The 15,217-nt window shown below is 71.0% G+C and carries 20 protein-coding genes; 17 read left to right on the forward strand and 3 right to left on the reverse strand.

Going from position 1 to position 15,217, the window contains the following annotated elements; all coding sequences use genetic code 11:
* The first annotated feature begins 2 nt into the window (after positions 1 to 2).
* The 16 genes from rpmD to truA all read left to right on the forward strand — a co-directional run bounded on the left by rpmD (position 3) and on the right by truA (position 10,398).
* Positions 3 to 188, forward strand: a complete 186-nt coding sequence (rpmD, locus tag ACIGNX_RS08350) for a 50S ribosomal protein L30 (protein WP_141980311.1) — start codon at positions 3 to 5, stop codon at positions 186 to 188.
* Positions 185 to 628 (forward strand): 50S ribosomal protein L15, encoded by a 444-nt coding sequence (gene rplO / locus ACIGNX_RS08355; protein ID WP_396537658.1) that lies wholly within the window; start codon positions 185 to 187, stop codon positions 626 to 628. The genes rpmD and rplO overlap by 4 nt, the downstream gene beginning before the upstream one ends.
* Before the next feature lie 188 nt (positions 629 to 816).
* Positions 817 to 1,413: a LysE family translocator gene (locus ACIGNX_RS08360; protein ID WP_396537660.1), complete on the forward strand. Its 597-nt coding sequence runs from the start codon at positions 817 to 819 to the stop codon at positions 1,411 to 1,413.
* A 253-nt stretch (positions 1,414 to 1,666) separates the two neighbouring features.
* The gene (gene secY / locus ACIGNX_RS08365; RefSeq protein WP_396537662.1) at positions 1,667 to 2,977 is read left to right on the forward strand and encodes a preprotein translocase subunit SecY; all 1,311 of its coding nucleotides are present in this window, start codon (positions 1,667 to 1,669) and stop codon (positions 2,975 to 2,977) included.
* A complete protein-coding gene (locus ACIGNX_RS08370; RefSeq protein ID WP_396537664.1) occupies positions 2,977 to 3,528 on the forward strand; it encodes an adenylate kinase in 552 nt (183 codons plus the stop codon). Before secY ends, ACIGNX_RS08370 begins: the two co-directional genes overlap by 1 nt.
* A gap of 50 nt (positions 3,529 to 3,578) precedes the next feature.
* Positions 3,579 to 4,352, forward strand: a complete 774-nt coding sequence (gene map / locus ACIGNX_RS08375; protein ID WP_396537666.1) for a type I methionyl aminopeptidase — start codon at positions 3,579 to 3,581, stop codon at positions 4,350 to 4,352.
* Between the two features lie 209 nt (positions 4,353 to 4,561).
* The gene (locus tag ACIGNX_RS08380) at positions 4,562 to 5,029 is read left to right on the forward strand and encodes a DUF1707 domain-containing protein (RefSeq protein WP_396537668.1); all 468 of its coding nucleotides are present in this window, start codon (positions 4,562 to 4,564) and stop codon (positions 5,027 to 5,029) included.
* A 33-nt stretch (positions 5,030 to 5,062) separates the two neighbouring features.
* The gene (locus ACIGNX_RS08385) at positions 5,063 to 5,452 is read left to right on the forward strand and encodes a DUF1707 domain-containing protein (protein ID WP_396537669.1); all 390 of its coding nucleotides are present in this window, start codon (positions 5,063 to 5,065) and stop codon (positions 5,450 to 5,452) included.
* Between the two features lie 160 nt (positions 5,453 to 5,612).
* On the forward strand, positions 5,613 to 5,834 hold the full coding sequence (gene infA, locus ACIGNX_RS08390) for a translation initiation factor IF-1 (RefSeq protein ID WP_009948665.1): 222 nt from the start codon (positions 5,613 to 5,615) through the stop codon (positions 5,832 to 5,834).
* Positions 5,835 to 5,887: 53 nt separating this feature from the next.
* Positions 5,888 to 6,001: a 50S ribosomal protein L36 gene (gene rpmJ / locus ACIGNX_RS08395; RefSeq protein WP_010148647.1), complete on the forward strand. Its 114-nt coding sequence runs from the start codon at positions 5,888 to 5,890 to the stop codon at positions 5,999 to 6,001.
* Positions 6,002 to 6,221: 220 nt separating this feature from the next.
* Positions 6,222 to 6,602, forward strand: coding sequence for a 30S ribosomal protein S13 (rpsM, locus tag ACIGNX_RS08400; protein ID WP_233825465.1), 381 nt, complete (start codon positions 6,222 to 6,224; stop codon positions 6,600 to 6,602).
* A 37-nt stretch (positions 6,603 to 6,639) separates the two neighbouring features.
* Complete coding sequence (gene rpsK / locus ACIGNX_RS08405; RefSeq protein ID WP_033428592.1) at positions 6,640 to 7,047, forward strand: 30S ribosomal protein S11; 408 nt, start codon at positions 6,640 to 6,642, stop codon at positions 7,045 to 7,047.
* 23 nt (positions 7,048 to 7,070) lie between these two features.
* Positions 7,071 to 7,676, forward strand: coding sequence for a 30S ribosomal protein S4 (gene rpsD, locus ACIGNX_RS08410; protein ID WP_053718426.1), 606 nt, complete (start codon positions 7,071 to 7,073; stop codon positions 7,674 to 7,676).
* A 145-nt stretch (positions 7,677 to 7,821) separates the two neighbouring features.
* Positions 7,822 to 8,874: a DNA-directed RNA polymerase subunit alpha gene (locus ACIGNX_RS08415; protein ID WP_396537673.1), complete on the forward strand. Its 1,053-nt coding sequence runs from the start codon at positions 7,822 to 7,824 to the stop codon at positions 8,872 to 8,874.
* Positions 8,875 to 8,932: 58 nt separating this feature from the next.
* Complete coding sequence (gene rplQ / locus ACIGNX_RS08420) at positions 8,933 to 9,547, forward strand: 50S ribosomal protein L17 (RefSeq protein ID WP_396537675.1); 615 nt, start codon at positions 8,933 to 8,935, stop codon at positions 9,545 to 9,547.
* A 59-nt stretch (positions 9,548 to 9,606) separates the two neighbouring features.
* The gene (gene truA, locus ACIGNX_RS08425) at positions 9,607 to 10,398 is read left to right on the forward strand and encodes a tRNA pseudouridine(38-40) synthase TruA (RefSeq protein ID WP_396537677.1); all 792 of its coding nucleotides are present in this window, start codon (positions 9,607 to 9,609) and stop codon (positions 10,396 to 10,398) included.
* On the opposite strand, the gene ACIGNX_RS08430 is transcribed toward truA, so the two are convergent.
* Both ACIGNX_RS08430 and ACIGNX_RS08435 read right to left on the reverse strand, forming a co-directional pair.
* On the reverse strand, positions 10,364 to 11,305 hold the full coding sequence (locus ACIGNX_RS08430) for a lysylphosphatidylglycerol synthase domain-containing protein (protein WP_396537679.1): 942 nt from the start codon (positions 11,303 to 11,305) through the stop codon (positions 10,364 to 10,366). The genes truA and ACIGNX_RS08430 overlap by 35 nt on opposite strands.
* A gap of 29 nt (positions 11,306 to 11,334) precedes the next feature.
* Positions 11,335 to 12,072 carry a PIG-L deacetylase family protein gene (locus tag ACIGNX_RS08435; RefSeq protein ID WP_396537681.1) on the reverse strand — a complete coding sequence of 246 codons (738 nt, stop codon included), beginning with the start codon at positions 12,070 to 12,072 and terminating at the stop codon, positions 11,335 to 11,337.
* A gap of 51 nt (positions 12,073 to 12,123) precedes the next feature.
* Between ACIGNX_RS08435 and ACIGNX_RS08440 the strand changes: the two genes are divergently transcribed.
* Positions 12,124 to 13,191, forward strand: coding sequence for a glycosyltransferase family 4 protein (locus tag ACIGNX_RS08440; RefSeq protein ID WP_396537683.1), 1,068 nt, complete (start codon positions 12,124 to 12,126; stop codon positions 13,189 to 13,191).
* Between the two features lie 289 nt (positions 13,192 to 13,480).
* Here ACIGNX_RS08440 and ACIGNX_RS08445 read toward each other — a convergent pair whose 3' ends face one another.
* Positions 13,481 to 15,043 (reverse strand): S8 family peptidase, encoded by a 1,563-nt coding sequence (locus tag ACIGNX_RS08445; protein ID WP_396537685.1) that lies wholly within the window; start codon positions 15,041 to 15,043, stop codon positions 13,481 to 13,483.
* Positions 15,044 to 15,217: the final 174 nt, after the last annotated feature.

Genomic DNA, 15,217 nt, shown 5'->3' on the forward strand with positions numbered 1-15,217 from the left:
CCATGGCACAGCTCAAGGTGACCCAGGTCAAGAGCAGCATCGGTACCAAGCACAACCACCGCGAGTCCCTCCGGACCCTGGGGTTGCGCAAGATCCGCCAGTCGGTGGTCCGCGAGGACACGCCGCAGGTGCGCGGGCTGATCCAGGCCGTGCGCCACCTGGTGGTCGTCGAGGAGGTCCAGTCGTGACCATCAAGATCCATGACCTGCGCCCGGCCCCCGGCGCCAAGACCGCCAAGACCCGGGTCGGCCGCGGTGAGGGCTCGAAGGGCAAGACCGCCGGTCGCGGCACGAAGGGCACCGGAGCGCGGAAGAACGTCTCGCCGCGCTTCGAGGGTGGCCAGATGCCGCTGCACATGCGCCTGCCGAAGCTGAAGGGCTTCCGCAACCCGTTCCGCACGGAGTACCAGGTCGTGAACGTGGGCGACATCGCCCGCCTGTTCCCGGACGGTGGCCGCGTGGACGTGGACGCGCTGATCGACGCGGGCCTGGTCCGCAAGAACCAGCTCGTCAAGGTCCTCGGCGACGGTGACCTGGACGGCGTGAAGGTCGACGTCGTGGCGAACAAGTTCTCCGGCAGCGCGGTCGACAAGATCGCCGCCGCCGGTGGCACCACGACCGTGCTCTAACGCGCTGTCGCGCAGTACCCAGGACGACCCCGGAGCCTCCCGCTCCGGGGTCGTCCGCTCGTCCGGGGTAGTGGCGTTCGCCGGCTCGCGACGAGGCCGGGTGGTGTCCGCGGCACCCGTGCGGAGCTGCTGAGACGGCCGTTCGCGGAGGGCGTAAAACCGGTTGGCGCGCGGGTTAGCGTGCACGCATGTGGCTCGCCCTCTTCTTCGGCGCCTCGGTGCTGGTCGCGCTGACGCCTGGCGCCAACAACCTGCTCGGCATGCACCACGGTGTCCACCACGGGCCGTTGCGGGCCGCTACGGCGCTCCTGGGGCGCCTTGCGGCCTTCTCCCTGATGGTCGCCGCCGCGGTCGCGGGGCTCGGGCCCCTGCTGGCGGCCAGTCGCACCGCCCTGACCGTCGTCAAGTGGGTCGGTGTGGCGTACCTGGTCTACCTGGGCGTGCGCGTCCTCGTGACCGGGGGCGGCGCCGACGGGCCAGCCGCGAGGGGCACGCCGCTGCGCAAGGAGTTCCTGGTGGCGATCACCAACCCCAAGGCGCTGCTGATCTTCACCGCGTTCGTGCCGCAGTTCGTCGACCCGGCGCGCGGCCCGATCCCGCTCCAGCTGGCCACCCTCGGCGCGGTCTACCTGGCGGCGGAGGCGCTGGCCGGCACGGCGTACGTGGTGCTCGGGGCGGGTATCCGCAAGGCCGGGCTGACCCGCCGCGCCAAGGCCCGGTTGGACCGCGGCACCGGCGTCGTCCTGCTCGGTCTGGCGGGGGTCCTGGCCACCGGTCGAACTTGATCCATTCGGGGGCTTGCCGGCGGCGGTAGTCGATCGGGTACGAAGTGTGAAGGACGACTGACTACGGCGATCGGCCACGCGGCTGTTAAAGTCGCGGGCTGAACCCGGATGCCCTCCGGGTCGGTCGCGGCCACCCGTCGCTTCCGCCACCGTCGGCGATGGTCGACGGCATGTCCGCAAGACTGTGCCGGCAACACAGCCGGCACCGCAGGATGCCGACCCCAGCGGGGCGGCAACGCTGATGGAGGTTCGCGTGCTCGGCGCATTCCGCTCGGCTCTCGCGACGCCGGACCTACGCAAGAAGATCCTGTTCACACTCGGGATCGTCGTGGTGTACCGGTTGGGCGCCACCATGCCCGCGCCGGGCGTCTCCTTCAAGAACGTCAAACAGTGCGTCGAGCAGGTGGACCAGCAGGGGATCTACTCCCTGATCAACCTGTTCAGCGGTGGCGCGCTGCTGAACTTGTCGATCTTCGCGCTCGGCATCATGCCGTACATCACGGCCAGCATCATCATCCAGCTGCTCACCGTGGTGATTCCGCGGTTCGAGCAGCTGAAGAAGGAAGGTCAGGCGGGTCAGAACAAGCTGACCCAGTACACGCGGTACCTGACCATCGCGCTGGCCGTCCTCCAGTCCACGGGCATCATCGCCCTGGCCGTGCGCGACCAGCTCTTCCAGAACTGCGACGTGCCCGTCATCCCCGACGAGAGCATCTTCAACCTGGTCGTCCTGGTGGTCACCATGACCGCCGGCACCAGCGTGATCATGTGGCTCGGTGAGATCATCACCGAGAAGGGGATCGGCAACGGCATGTCGCTGCTGATCTTCACCGGCATCGCGGCCCGCATCCCGGTCGAGGGCAAGATCATCTTCGACCGCGGCGGCCTGACCTTCTTCCTGGTCTGCGTCGCGGCCCTGGTGATCATCGCGAGCGTCATCTACGTGGAGCAGGCGCAGCGCCGCATCCCGGTCCAGTACGCCAAGCGCATGATCGGCCGCCGGATGTACGGCGGCACGTCGACCTACCTGCCGCTGAAGGTGAACCAGGCCGGTGTCATCCCGGTCATCTTCGCCTCGTCGCTGCTGTACCTGCCGGACCTGATCTCCAGGCTGACCGCCTCCAACGACGGCTCCGCGCCGGGCTGGTGGCAGACCTTCGTCCAGACGCACCTGGTGAGCCAGTCGAGCCCGATCCACATCGCGCTCTACTTCCTGCTCATCGTCTTCTTCACGTACTTCTACGTCGGCATCACGTTCAACCCGGACGAGCGCGCCGACGAGATGAAGAAGTTCGGTGGGTTCATCCCGGGTATCCGACCGGGCCGTCCCACCGCCGAGTACCTCCGCTTCGTCTTGGGGCGGATCACGCTGCCGGGCTCGCTCTACCTGGGCATCGTCGCCATCCTGCCGAACCTGTTCCTCGACCTGACCGGTCAGGGCCAGAACCAGAACTTCCCGTTCGGCGGCACGGCGGTGCTGATCATGGTCGGTGTCGGCCTCGACACCGTGAAGCAGATCGAGAGCCAGCTCATGCAGCGCAACTACGAAGGGTTCCTCCGCTAGTGCGACTCGTTCTCGTCGGCCCGCCCGGTGCGGGCAAGGGCACCCAGGCCAAAACGCTCAGCCGCGAGCTCGGCGTGCCGCACATCTCCACCGGGGACCTGTTCCGCGCCCACATCAGCGAGCAGACCGATCTGGGCAGGGAGGTCCAGGAGTACCTGGACTCGGGCGAGTTGGTGCCGGACGAGGTGACCAACGAGATGGTGCGCGTCCGGCTCTCGGAGCCGGACGCGGCCAACGGCTTCCTGCTCGACGGCTTCCCCCGCAACACCGCCCAGGCCGACGTGCTGGGCGCGATGCTGGCGGCCGAGGGCCAGAAGGTCGACGCGGTCCTCGAGTTCCGGATCGACGAGGACGTCGTGGTCGAGCGCCTGCTCGCCCGCGGTCGCACCGACGACAAGGAAGACGTCATCCGGCACCGGCAGCAGGTGTACCGGACCGAGACCGCGCCGCTGCTCGACTACTACGCCGACATCGTCGTGAGCATCGACGCCGTCGGTGATGTCGACGAGATCAGCCGGCGCGCCCTCCGCGCGCTGCGCGACCTGAAGTGAGCGGTGGACTAGTCGATGCGCTGCGTCGCGTCATCCCCGGCCGGGATCGCATGATCGAGATCAAGAGCCGCGGCCAGCTCGAAGCCATGAGGGCTGCCGGGCTGGTCGTGGCGCGCACGTTGGCGCTGCTGGCGTCGCACGCCAAGGCGGGCGTCAGCACGGCGGAGCTGGACGAGCTGGCGGAGCAGAACATCCGCGACGCCGGCGCCATCCCGTCGTTCAAGGGCTACCACGGCTTCCCCGCGTCCATCTGCGCGTCGGTGAACGAGCAGGTGGTCCACGGCATCCCCAGCCGGACCCAGGTGCTCGCCGAGGGCGACCTGATCTCGATCGACTGCGGCGCCATCCTCGACGGGTGGCACGGCGACTCGGCCATCACCCTGCCCGTGGGCACGGTGACCGAGGCGGAGCTGAAGCTGGCGGACGCCACGCGGCTCTCCATGCTGGCCGGCATCGAGGCGGCCGTGCCCGGCGCGCGGCTGAGCGACATCTCGTTCGCGATCGAGTCGGCCACCATCCGGGCCGGCGAGGAGCACGGGATCGAGTACGGCATCGTCGAGGGCTACGGCGGCCACGGCATCGGCACGAAGATGCACATGGACCCGTTCCTGCCGAACCACGGCAAGCCCGGCAAGGGGCCCAGGCTGAAGGTCGGGATGGCGATCGCCATCGAGCCGATGCTGACGCTGGGGACCGAGCGGACGGTCGAGCTGGACGACGGGTGGACCGTGATCACGGCGGACGGGTCGCGGGCTGCCCACTGGGAGCACTCGGTGGCCGTCACGGATGACGGGCCCTGGGTGTTGACGGCCCTGGAGGACTGAGGTCCGGGTCGGTTGGTCTTGCGCCGGTGAATCCCCCTTGGTGGGGGTTCGCCGGCGTTTTGGTTCTCCCGGGGTTCGTTGAAGAGCTCAAAAGCGTCCTCGCCGGACGCTTTCACGCTCTTCACCCCTCTCACCCCGCCGAACGCCGCAACCCCATCCGGGGGCTAGCCCCCTTCTCCGCCACCCCCCCACCCGGCCACCATTGGGTGGTGACCCAGCCTGTGCGGCCCGAGGACATCCGGGCCTCCGACGCCGAACGCGAACTGGTCCAGCAGTGGCTCCACCGCGCGCACGCCGAGGGCAGCCTCGACCTCGCCGAGTTCGACGCCCGGGCGGCGCACGCCTGGCAGGCCAAGACCCGGGGTGAGCTGGCCTCCCTGATCGCCGACCTGCCCAACGTGCCCCCGGCGCCCCCGATCGCCGCACCCCCGACCCGGCTCTCCGACGCCTCACCCTTCGCGCCGTCCCTCGAACCGGTGAAATCCGCCGGCGGGCGCAAGGCGTTGAAGGTGCTCACCACGATCTGGCTGAGCATCAGCGCGCTCAACTTCGCCCTCTGGCTGCTGGCCAGCCTCCTCGGCGACGACGGCCTGGTGCACCCGTGGTTCCTCTGGGTCGCCGTCCCGCCGGGAGCTGTGCTCGGGGTGATCTGGTGGAGCACCAACCCGCATCGGTAACACTGTTACCATAGCTGGGCAGGAGGTGGTGCCGTGAACGAGTCCTTCGTCCGGGCGGCCGACAACGACCGGGCCGCCGTCGCGCACGAGCTGGCCCGCGCCCACGCCGAGGGCAGGCTGACGCCCGCCGAGTTCGACGAGCGCACGCGCGCCGTCTACCAGGCCCGCACGTACGCGGAGCTGAGCGCCCTGACCGCGGACCTGCCGCGCGACGCCCCGCCGCCCGCCCGCCACCGGTCGAACCCGCTGCTCAAGGTGCTGACCGGCGCGTGGTTCGCCGCCAGTGCGATCAACTTCCTGATCTGGGGCGTCATCAGCCTCTCCCTCGGCGAGGTCCTCCACCCCTGGTGGGTCTGGGTCGCCGGGCCGTGGGGCCTGGTCCTGCTGCTCGGCCACCAGGCTCGATTTGGGCGATCGCGCTGACCCGCGTACTATGGAGCGGTGGCGCATTCGTCGCGCCGGTTCCGTCATGCCCGGGGGACTCCCCCCGGAGGTGGCAAGGGTTCGCAAGGGCCTGGAGGAGTCGGGGTGCCGCGTGCCCGCACTCCGGAAGTAACACCCACCGTCACGAAACGCGGAGGACATGGGCAAGAAGGACGGGGCCATTGAGGTCGAGGGCCGCGTGATCGAGCCGCTCCCCAACGCGATGTTCCGCGTCGAGTTGGAGAACGGCCACAAGGTCCTGGCACACATCAGCGGCAAGATGCGTCAGCACTACATCCGCATCCTCCCCGAGGACCGGGTTGTCGTGGAGCTCTCGCCCTACGACCTGTCCCGCGGGCGCATCGTCTACCGCTACAAGTGACCTCCGGCGCGCCCCTGCACGGGCGCGTCGGCTGACGCAGGAGAAGCTCAGGCGTGAAGGTCCAGCCGAGCGTCAAGAAGATCTGCGACAAGTGCAAGGTGATCCGCCGCCACGGCCGGGTCATGGTGATCTGCGAGAACCTGCGCCACAAGCAGCGCCAGGGCTGAGCGGAGCACGACCAGCACGAGTCGGGTCTTCACCGGACGCGACACCGAGTAAGCCTCTTCGCACCTGCCGCGCACCGCACCACGCGCGGCACGCCCCCGGACTCCAGGCCGGGGCCGGGACGCCGGTCGTGAGAGCGACCGGAACTGGCACAGCGAGTCAGTCCCGGGACCGGGCGAGGAGCAGACCTGGAGCGACACCACTGTTAGGAGCAAGCGCCGCATGGCACGACTCGCTGGCGTCGACCTCCCCCGCGAGAAGCGGTTGGAGATCGCGCTGACCTACATCTTCGGCATCGGGCGCACGCGGTCCAAGGAAGTCCTGACCGCGACCGAGCTGTCCCCCGACCTGCGGGTCAAGGACCTCGGTGACACCGACCTGGCGAAGCTGCGGGACTACATCGAGAACAACTTCAAGGTCGAGGGTGACCTCCGCCGCGAGGTTCAGGCCGACATCCGCCGCAAGATGGAAATCGGCACCTACCAGGGGCTGCGCCACCGTCGCAACCTGCCCGTCCGCGGGCAGCGCACCAAGACGAACGCGCGCACCCGCAAGGGTCCGAAGAAGACCGTGGCGGGCAAGAAGAAGGCCGGCAAGAAGTAACACCTCGCGTCTCTAGCCAGTAGGAGTTCACCCAGAAATGCCACCCAAGTCCCGCCAGGGCGCCGGGGTCAAGAAGGTCCGGCGCAAGGAGAAGAAGAACGTCTCGCACGGCCAGGCGCACATCAAGAGCACGTTCAACAACACCATCGTGTCCATCACGGACCCGATGGGCAACGTGATCAGCTGGGCGTCCGCCGGCCACGTCGGCTTCAAGGGCTCCCGCAAGTCCACGCCGTTCGCCGCGCAGATGGCCGCCGAGAACGCCGCCCGCAAGGCCGCCGAGCACGGCATGCGCAAGGTGGACGTGTTCGTGAAGGGTCCGGGCTCCGGCCGCGAGACCGCGATCCGTTCCCTGCAGGCCGCAGGTCTCGAGGTCGGCACCATCCAGGACGTGACCCCGCAGCCCCACAACGGCTGCCGCCCGCCCAAGCGGCGCCGGGTCTGAGGCACGGGGAGGAGTAAGACAACATGGCTCGCTACACCGGACCGGCCACTCGCATCTCGCGCCGTCTCAAGGTCGACCTCGTCGGCGGGGACCAGGCGTTCGAGCGTCGTCCTTACCCGCCCGGCCAGCACGGCCGCGGTCGGATCAAGGAGTCCGAGTACCTGCTGCAGTTGCAGGAGAAGCAGAAGGCCCGCTACACGTACGGCGTCCTGGAGAAGCAGTTCCGGCGCTACTACGAGGAAGCGGTTCGCCGTCCCGGCAAGACCGGTGAGAACCTGCTGCAGATCCTGGAGTCCCGGCTCGACAACGTGGTGTACCGCGCGGGTCTCGCGCGCACCCGCCGTCAGGCCCGCCAGCTGGTCAGCCACGGTCACTTCATCGTGAACGGCCAGAAGGTCAACATCCCGAGCTTCCGGGTGTCGAAGTTCGACATCATCGACGTGAAGCCGAAGTCGCTGCCCACGCTGCCCTTCGAGGCCGCGCGCGCTTCCTTCGGCGACCGGCCGATCCCGGCGTGGCTCCAGGTCGTGCAGTCCAACCTGCGCATCCTGGTCCACCAGCTGCCGGAGCGGGCGCAGATCGACACGCCCGTCACCGAGCAGCTCATCGTCGAGCTCTACTCGAAGTGATCCTCCTGGGAGGACCGCCGCGTGCGGTCCTCCCAGTCGGGTCCCGCGGCGGCACGGAATGGTGTGCCGCACGCGTTTGCCGGTCTCCGCGACCGGTTCCCACGACGTCAAATAGCGGGCGTCGGGGTCAGAGAGGAAGAACCCAGTGCTGATTTCCCAGCGCCCCTCGCTCAGCGAGGAAGCGGTCAACGAGACCCGTTCCCGGTTCGTCATCGAGCCGCTGGAACCGGGCTTCGGCTACACCCTCGGCAACTCCATCCGCCGCACCCTGCTGTCGTCCATCCCCGGCGCGGCCGTGACCAGCATCCGCATCGACGGCGTGCTGCACGAGTTCACGACCGTGCCCGGTGTGAAGGAGGACGTCACCGACATCATCCTCAACCTCAAGGAGCTGGTCGTCAGCTCCGAGGAGGACGAGCCGGTGACCATGTACCTGCGCAAGCAGGGGCCGGGCGCGGTGACCGCCGGCGACATCGTGCCCCCGGCCGGTGTCACCGTGCACAACCCCGACCTGCACATCGCCACCCTGAACGGCAAGGGCAAGCTGGAGATCGAGCTCGTGGTCGAGCGCGGTCGCGGCTACGTCCCCGCCGTGCAGAACAAGCAGGCCGGCGCCGAGATCGGCCGCATCCCCGTCGACTCGATCTACTCGCCCGTCATGAAGGTGACCTACAAGGTCGAGGCCACCCGTGTCGAGCAGCGGACCGACTTCGACAAGCTGATCCTCGACGTCGAGACCAAGCCGTCCATCACGCCGCGCGACGCCGTCGCGTCCGCGGGCAAGACGCTGGTGGAGCTGTTCGGCCTCGCGCGCGAGCTGAACGTCGACGCCGAGGGCATCGAGATCGGCCCCTCGCCCGCCGAGGCGGACACCATCGCGGCGTTCGCGATGCCGATCGAGGACCTGGACCTCACCGTCCGGTCCTACAACTGCCTCAAGCGCGAGGGCATCCACACCGTGGGCGAGCTGGTCTCGCGCAGCGAGGCGGACCTGCTGGACATCCGCAACTTCGGCGCCAAGTCGATCGACGAGGTCAAGATGAAGCTCGTCGGCCTCGGCCTCGCGCTGAAGGACAGCCCGCCCGGGTTCGACCCGTCGGCCGCCGCGTCCGACTACCCCGCCGAGGGCTGGGGTGCGGACACCGCCGTGGACACCCACGACGACGGCCAGGACTACGCGGAGACCGAGCAGCTCTGAGGCCGCCCAGCGGCCGGGCCGGAGCAGAGGATCAGGAAGAAATCCGAGGAGCAATTCGATGCCCACCCCCACCAAGGGACCCCGTCTCGGGGGCTCGCCGGCCCACGAGCGGCTGATGCTGGCCAACCTGGCCACGTCCCTGTTCACCCACGGTCGGATCACGACCACCGAGGCCAAGGCGAAGCGGCTGCGCCCGTACGCCGAGAAGCTGATCAGCAAGGCGAAGGTCGGCGACCTGCACAACCGTCGCGAGATCCTCAAGGTCATCCGCGACAAGGACGTCGTGCACAAGCTGTTCGCCGAGATCGGCCCGCAGTTCGCCGACCGCACGGGCGGCTACACCCGCATCACCAAGACGCTGCCGCGCAAGGGCGACAACGCCCCCATGGCCGTGATCGAGCTGGTCGCGGAGAAGACCGTCACCTCCGAGGCGGAGCGCGCCCGCAAGACCCGGTTCGCCAAGGACGAGGCCCCCAAGGCCGCAGCCGAGGAGACCAAGTCCGAGGACGCCAAGTCCGAGGGCACCGGGGCCGAGGCCGCTGACGACGTGCGGGACCAGGACGCCGAGGCGCCCGAGTCCGCCACGAAGGACGCGGCCGAGGAGCCCGCCGAGGGCGCCGACGACGCCTCCGCCGAGGCGACGAAGGCCGAGGACAAGAAGGACGAGTCCTGACGGACGCGCACTTCACCGACGAGCCCGTCGTTCCCGCTGGGGACGACGGGCTCGTTCGTGTGCGACTGGACCTGGGCTACGACGGCACGGAGTTCTCCGGGTGGGCGCGGCAGCCCGGCCGCCGCACGGTGTGCGGGGTCCTGGAGGACACCATGTCGACGGTGCTGCGCGAGGACGTGCGGCTGACCGTGGCGGGCCGCACGGACGCCGGCGTGCACGCCTCGGGCCAGGTCGCGCACGCCGACCTGCCCGCCGCGGTGGACGTCGCGGGCCTGCCCCGGCGGCTGGCCCGCGCGCTGCCCGCCGACGTGCGGGTGTTCGCGGCACGGGTCGTGCCGGCCGAGTTCGACGCGCGGTTCGCCGCGCTGCGCCGCCACTACGAGTACCGGGTGACCGACGCGCCGTTCGGGGCGCACCCGCTGAGCCGGCTGGACACGCTGGCCTGGCCGCGCCCGCTGGACCTCGGCGCGCTGAACGAGGCGTCGCGGTCGTTGCTGGGCGAGCGGGACTTCTGCGCGTTCTGCAAGCGGCGCGAGGGCGCGACCACGATCCGCGAGCTGCAGCGGCTGGAGTGGGTGCGCGACGGCGACGTGCTGACCGCGCACGTGTCCGCGGACGCGTTCTGCCACTCGATGGTCCGCAGCCTGGTGGGCGCGCTGCTCGCGGTGGGCGAGGGCCGCAAGCCGGTGGGCTGGCCCGCGTCGCTGCTGTCGCTGACCGGGCGGTCCAGCGAGGTGGCGGTCGCGCCGCCGCACGGGTTGTCCCTGGTCCGGGTCGACTACCCGGCCGACGACGAGCTGGCCGCGCGGGCCGCGGTCACCCGGAACGTGCGCGTCGCGCCGACCAGCTGAGCCACGCCGCCCCGCCCAGCGGGATCTCCACCAGGTAGGTGAAGAAGGCGAACAGGAGCACGCCCGCCACGGCCGGCGCGGCGGGCGTGCCCAGGGCGACGAGCAGCGCGATGGTGCCGTTCTCGGTCACGCCGACGCCGCCGGGCGTGACGACGGCCAGCGTGAGCAGCCTGCTCACCGCGAACGCGGCCACCGTCGGCCCGAGCCCGAGGTGCACGCCCGCGGCGGCCACGCACCACCACAGCAGCACGGCCTGGAGCAGCAGGTACGCGAGCATGCCCGCGGTCATCCGCCGCCAGCCGTCGCGGACGACCTGCCCGGTCTGGCGGCGCAACCGCAGCAGGAACCGGGTCGCCCGACGGCCCAGCAGCCTGCCGAGCCGCCGCGGTCGCAGCAGCACGGCCACCGCCGCGGCCGCCACGCCCCCCGCCGTGACCGCCGCGACCAGCACGCCGTGACCCGGCACCACCGCGCCCTGCACGGCCAGCGCGAGCAGCGGCAGCGCCGCCCGGGACAGGGAGTTCCACAGCCCGCTGACGACCGTCGACGTGGCGATCGCGCGGGCCGAGTGCCCCCAGCCCGACGCCATCACCGCGGTCACCGCCACCCCGGCCGCGCCGCCGAACGGCAGCACGTTGCTCACGGCGCTGCCCGCCGCGTTGAGCGTGAACGCCTGGGTGTTGCGCAGGCCGGGCAGCGAGCCGGTGAGCACGTAGGTGTAGGCCCACAGCCCGGCCAGCCACAGCGCGGTGAGCCACAGGGCGGTGCCGACGCCGACGGCGTGCAGCTGCCCGCCGACCGCGGTCCAGGCCACCCCGCCCACGGCGGGCACGAGGGCGACCACCAGCCACGCCGCCAGCCCCAGTGACACCAGCGACGCGGTGACGCGCACCCACGGCCTCACCACCCACCCACTGTCCCACCGGGTTGGTCTCCTCACCGGGCGCGCAAGCGTTTGCGCTCGATGTACCACTCGGTGCCCAGGGCCAGTGCGAACACCGGTTGCGGCAGGGTCAGCAGCGCGCTCAACGTGCGGGTCGACCCGCCGCCGGTGGTCTGCGTCGCGTGCGCCGCCATCGCCGCCCGCTTCTCCCGCGCGTACCGCCGCACGTCGACCGAGTGGGTGATGTCGGCGCGGGCGGTGTAGGCGCGCTCGAACGGGGCGAGGTCGAACCGGCGGACCAGCCGGGCGAGCCGCAGGCCGCGCAGCAGCCACGTGCGGTCCACCGTGGCCTCCCAGACGCGGGGCGTGCCGGCCAGCTCGGCGGCCAGCGCGCCGACCCGGTGCACCTGCACGTGGTCGGGGTGCCCGTAGCCGCCGCGCGGGTCGTAGGTGGTGAGCAGGTCGGCCCGCTCCTCGTGCAGCAGCTCGGCCAGCCGCTCGGCGGCCTCGCCCACGTCGGCGCGGGCGAACCCCTGCCGCCCGTCCAGGCCGGAGTCGGGGTAGCCCAGGAACTCGACCCGGGCGCAGCCCAGCACCCGCGCCGAGGCGTGGGCCTCCCTGGTGCGCACGGCGCCGAGGTCGCTGCGGTGGGCGCTCAGGCCCCGCTCGCCGGCGGTGGCGACCACCAGCACGACCCGGTGGCCCTCGCGGGCCAGGCGCGCCATCGTGCCGCCGGTCAACAGGGCTTCGTCGTCGGGGTGGGCGTGGAAGAAGACGCACGTTCGGCTCACGGGTGCAAGAGTGTCAGTTGCTCCGTTCGGCGGCTTGACGGGAGGCCGGATTTGTCGATCGTTCACGTCACCGATTGCTTCCTGCCGAGGCTCGGCGGGATCGAGGTGCAGGTGGCCGGCCTCGCCCGCGAGCAGGCCAGGCGCGGGGAGGACGTGCACGTCGTCACCGCCACCCCCCGGGCGCTGCCGGGGGAGGGCTACGCCGTGCACCGCGTGGCCGTCCGGCTGCCCGGTGACCTGCCGGTGCACCCGCGTGCGGGCTCGCTGCTGGACCGGTTGCTCGGCGCGCTGTCGCCGTCGGTGGTGCACGTGCACGTGGGCGCGATCTCGCCGTTCGCCTGGTCGGGGGTGCGGTCGGCGGTGCGGTTGGGGCTGCCGGCGGTGGTCGTGGTGCACAGCATGTGGGACCCCGTGGTGCAGCGGTGCTACCGGGTGCTGGACCGGCTGGTGTCGTGGACGTCGGCGGGGGTGGCGGTGGCGGCGGTGAGCCGTGCGGCGGCGGGCCGGGTGCGGGCGGTGGCGACGGGGCTGCCGGTGGGCGTCGTGCCGAACGGGATCGTGCCGGCGCAGTGGCGGGGGATCCCCGCGCAGCGGCCCGACGACGCCGTGCACGTGGTGTCGGTGGGCCGGCTCGCGGCGCGCAAGGAGCCGATGGCGCTGCTGCGGGCGTTGCGGGAGGTGTCGTCGGACGTGCCGCTGCGGGCGACGTTGGCCGGCGCGGGGCCGGAGATGCCCGCGCTGCGGCGGTACGCGCGGCGGCACGGCATGGACTGGGTGAGCCTGCCCGGCCGGCTGGACCGGCGGGGGGTGGCGCGGCTGCTGGCCGGGGCGGACGTGTTCGTGAACCCGGCGGAGCAGGAGGCGTTCGGGCTGGCGGCGCTGGAGGCGCGGACGGCGGGCGTGCCGGTGGTGGCGCGGCCGGGGACGGGGGTGGCGGACTTCGTGCGCGACGGCGTGGAGGGCGTGCTGACCGACGACCTGGCGGGTGCGATCGCGCACCTGGCGAACGACCGGGAGGCCCGCCTGCGCATCGCCGCGCACAACCGGACCACCGAACCGGTCCACTGCACCTGGCCGCGGGTGCTGGAGGCCCTGCGCGACTGCTCGGCGCGGGTGTGAGCGCCAGGGCGCGAGGTCGGCGAGGCCGAGCGCGACCGGGACCGGCGCGGCGGTGATCGTCGTCGCCCCGCCCGATCGGAGGTCGTTCTCGACCGTGCACCGGTCGCCTCGGAACCGATGGGCAAGCGGTCGCGAACCGGGGTGATCGCCCTTCCACGATCGACTTGATCATGACCCTGGCCCAGCCCTGTCGGGGCGGAGCGTTGCCTGGTCAGGTGAAACGCGGAGCGGCCCCCCACCGGCGGAAGTTGGTGGGGGGCCGCTGTGGTGCGACTGGTCCGGTGGGCCGTTACAGGTCCAGGGTCCAGGTGTCGATGTAGCCCGTGTCCTGGCTGTACGAGTCGCGCACGCGCAGGCCCCAGGTGCCGTTGGCGTTCTCCGCCGACAGGTTCAGCGTGTACGTGGCGTCCACGTTGTCCGCGCTGTCCGTGCCGGACGCGACCTTCAGCTGCTTGACCGCGCCGCTCGGCGTGACCAGGTCGATCGCCAGGTCACCGCGGTAGGTGTGCTTGACGTGGACCTCGACGGTGGCGGCCGTGCCCGCCTTGCCCGAGCAGTCGGTCACCACGATCGTGCTGGTGGCGGTGCCCAGGTCCGGCACGGCCACGTCGGTGGCGTTGGTCTTCGCCGGGCAGCCCGTGGGCGGTTGGGTGGTGCCGCCGACGACGCGCAGCAGCTTGTTCGGCGAGCCGGTGCCCGGGTTGCCGACGACGCCGCTGGTCGCGCCGTTGACGAGGGCGTCGCGCACCTGCTGCGGGGTGGCGGTGGGGTTCGCGCCCAGGTAGACGGCCGCCGCGCCGACCACGTGCGGGGTCGCCATGGACGTGCCGCTGATGGTGTTGGTGGCGGTGTCGTTGGTGTACCAGGCCGAGGTGATGCTCGAACCCGGCGCGAAGATGTCGAGGCAGGTGCCGATGTTGGAGAACGACGACCGGGCGTCGGTGTTGGTGGTGGAGCCGACCGTGATCGCCTCCGCGGTGCGCGCCGGGGACGTGTTGCACGCGTTGCCGCCGCTGTCGTTGCCCGCGGCGAGGCCGTAGGTCACGCCCGACGCGATGGAGTTGCGCACGGCCTGGTCGACGGTGGCGTCCGCGCCGCCGCCGAGCGACATGTTGGCCACGGCGGGCTTCACCGCGTTCGCCGTCACCCAGTCGATGCCCGCGATGACGCCCGCGTACGTGCCCGAACCGGAGCAGTCGAGCACCCGCACGCCGACGAGCTTGACCTTCTTGGCCACGCCGTAGGTCGTGCCGCCGACGGTGCCCGCCACGTGCGTGCCGTGGCCGTTGCAGTCGGTGGCGTCGTTGTCGTTGTCGACGGTGTCGCGGCCGGTGACGGCGCGGCCCCCGAAGTCGCTGTGCGAGAACCGGATGCCCGTGTCGATGATGTAGGCGGTGACGCCCTCGCCGGCGTTGGGGTAGGTGTAGGAGTTGTCCAGCGGCAGCGCGCCCTGGTCGATGCGGTCCAGGCCCCACGACGGGGTCGGCGCCTGCGTGCCGGAGATCTTCACCACGCCGTCCTGCTGCACGTAGGACACCGACGGGTCGGCGGCCAGCTTGCGGGCCTGCGCCTCGGTCATGGTGGCCGAGAAGCCGCGCAGCGCGCTGGTGTAGGTGTGCTTGACGTTCGCCTGGTACTTGCTGCTCAGCGTGCCGACGCTGCTGGTGCTCACGTCCTTGAGCACGACGATGTAGCTGTCCTTGACGGCGTTGGGCGCGCCCAACCCGAGGACCTGGCCCTCCGCCGCGGCGGAGGTGAACGTGGTCAGCGCGGCCGTGACCGCGAACGCCGTGCCGGTGGCGAGCCCGGCACCGGCCAATCTCTTCGTCCAGGACGCGCGAACGTCTCCCATGGCAGCGGTCTCCTCTTCGCAGGGTGTGCGCCCGGTCGGTGTCGCCCCGAAACCGACCGGACACGGTGAGTTGTTCCTAGTTCGCCCTGCGGGTGGGGCGCAAGAATTTGCCCCCAACAACCGACGAACGGCTCCTCCACAGTTTTATTCGTGCTGTGAACGAATCAGTGCGGA

Origin of the sequence: Actinosynnema sp. NPDC053489 (assembly GCF_044544865.1) — a bacterium.
Lineage (GTDB): Bacteria > Actinomycetota > Actinomycetes > Mycobacteriales > Pseudonocardiaceae > Actinosynnema.

Coding starts and splice junctions, on each gene's coding strand:
- ACIGNX_RS08360 (WP_396537660.1), top strand. CDS start 817: ATGTGGCTCGCCCTCTTCTTCGGCGCCTCGGTGCTGGTCGCGCTGACG.
- infA (WP_009948665.1), top strand. CDS start 5,613: ATGGGCAAGAAGGACGGGGCCATTGAGGTCGAGGGCCGCGTGATCGAG.
- ACIGNX_RS08445 (WP_396537685.1), bottom strand. CDS start 15,043: ATGGGAGACGTTCGCGCGTCCTGGACGAAGAGATTGGCCGGTGCCGGG.
- rpsK (WP_033428592.1), top strand. CDS start 6,640: ATGCCACCCAAGTCCCGCCAGGGCGCCGGGGTCAAGAAGGTCCGGCGC.
- rplQ (WP_396537675.1), top strand. CDS start 8,933: ATGCCCACCCCCACCAAGGGACCCCGTCTCGGGGGCTCGCCGGCCCAC.
- rpsD (WP_053718426.1), top strand. CDS start 7,071: ATGGCTCGCTACACCGGACCGGCCACTCGCATCTCGCGCCGTCTCAAG.
- rpmD (WP_141980311.1), top strand. CDS start 3: ATGGCACAGCTCAAGGTGACCCAGGTCAAGAGCAGCATCGGTACCAAG.
- rpsM (WP_233825465.1), top strand. CDS start 6,222: ATGGCACGACTCGCTGGCGTCGACCTCCCCCGCGAGAAGCGGTTGGAG.
- map (WP_396537666.1), top strand. CDS start 3,579: ATGATCGAGATCAAGAGCCGCGGCCAGCTCGAAGCCATGAGGGCTGCC.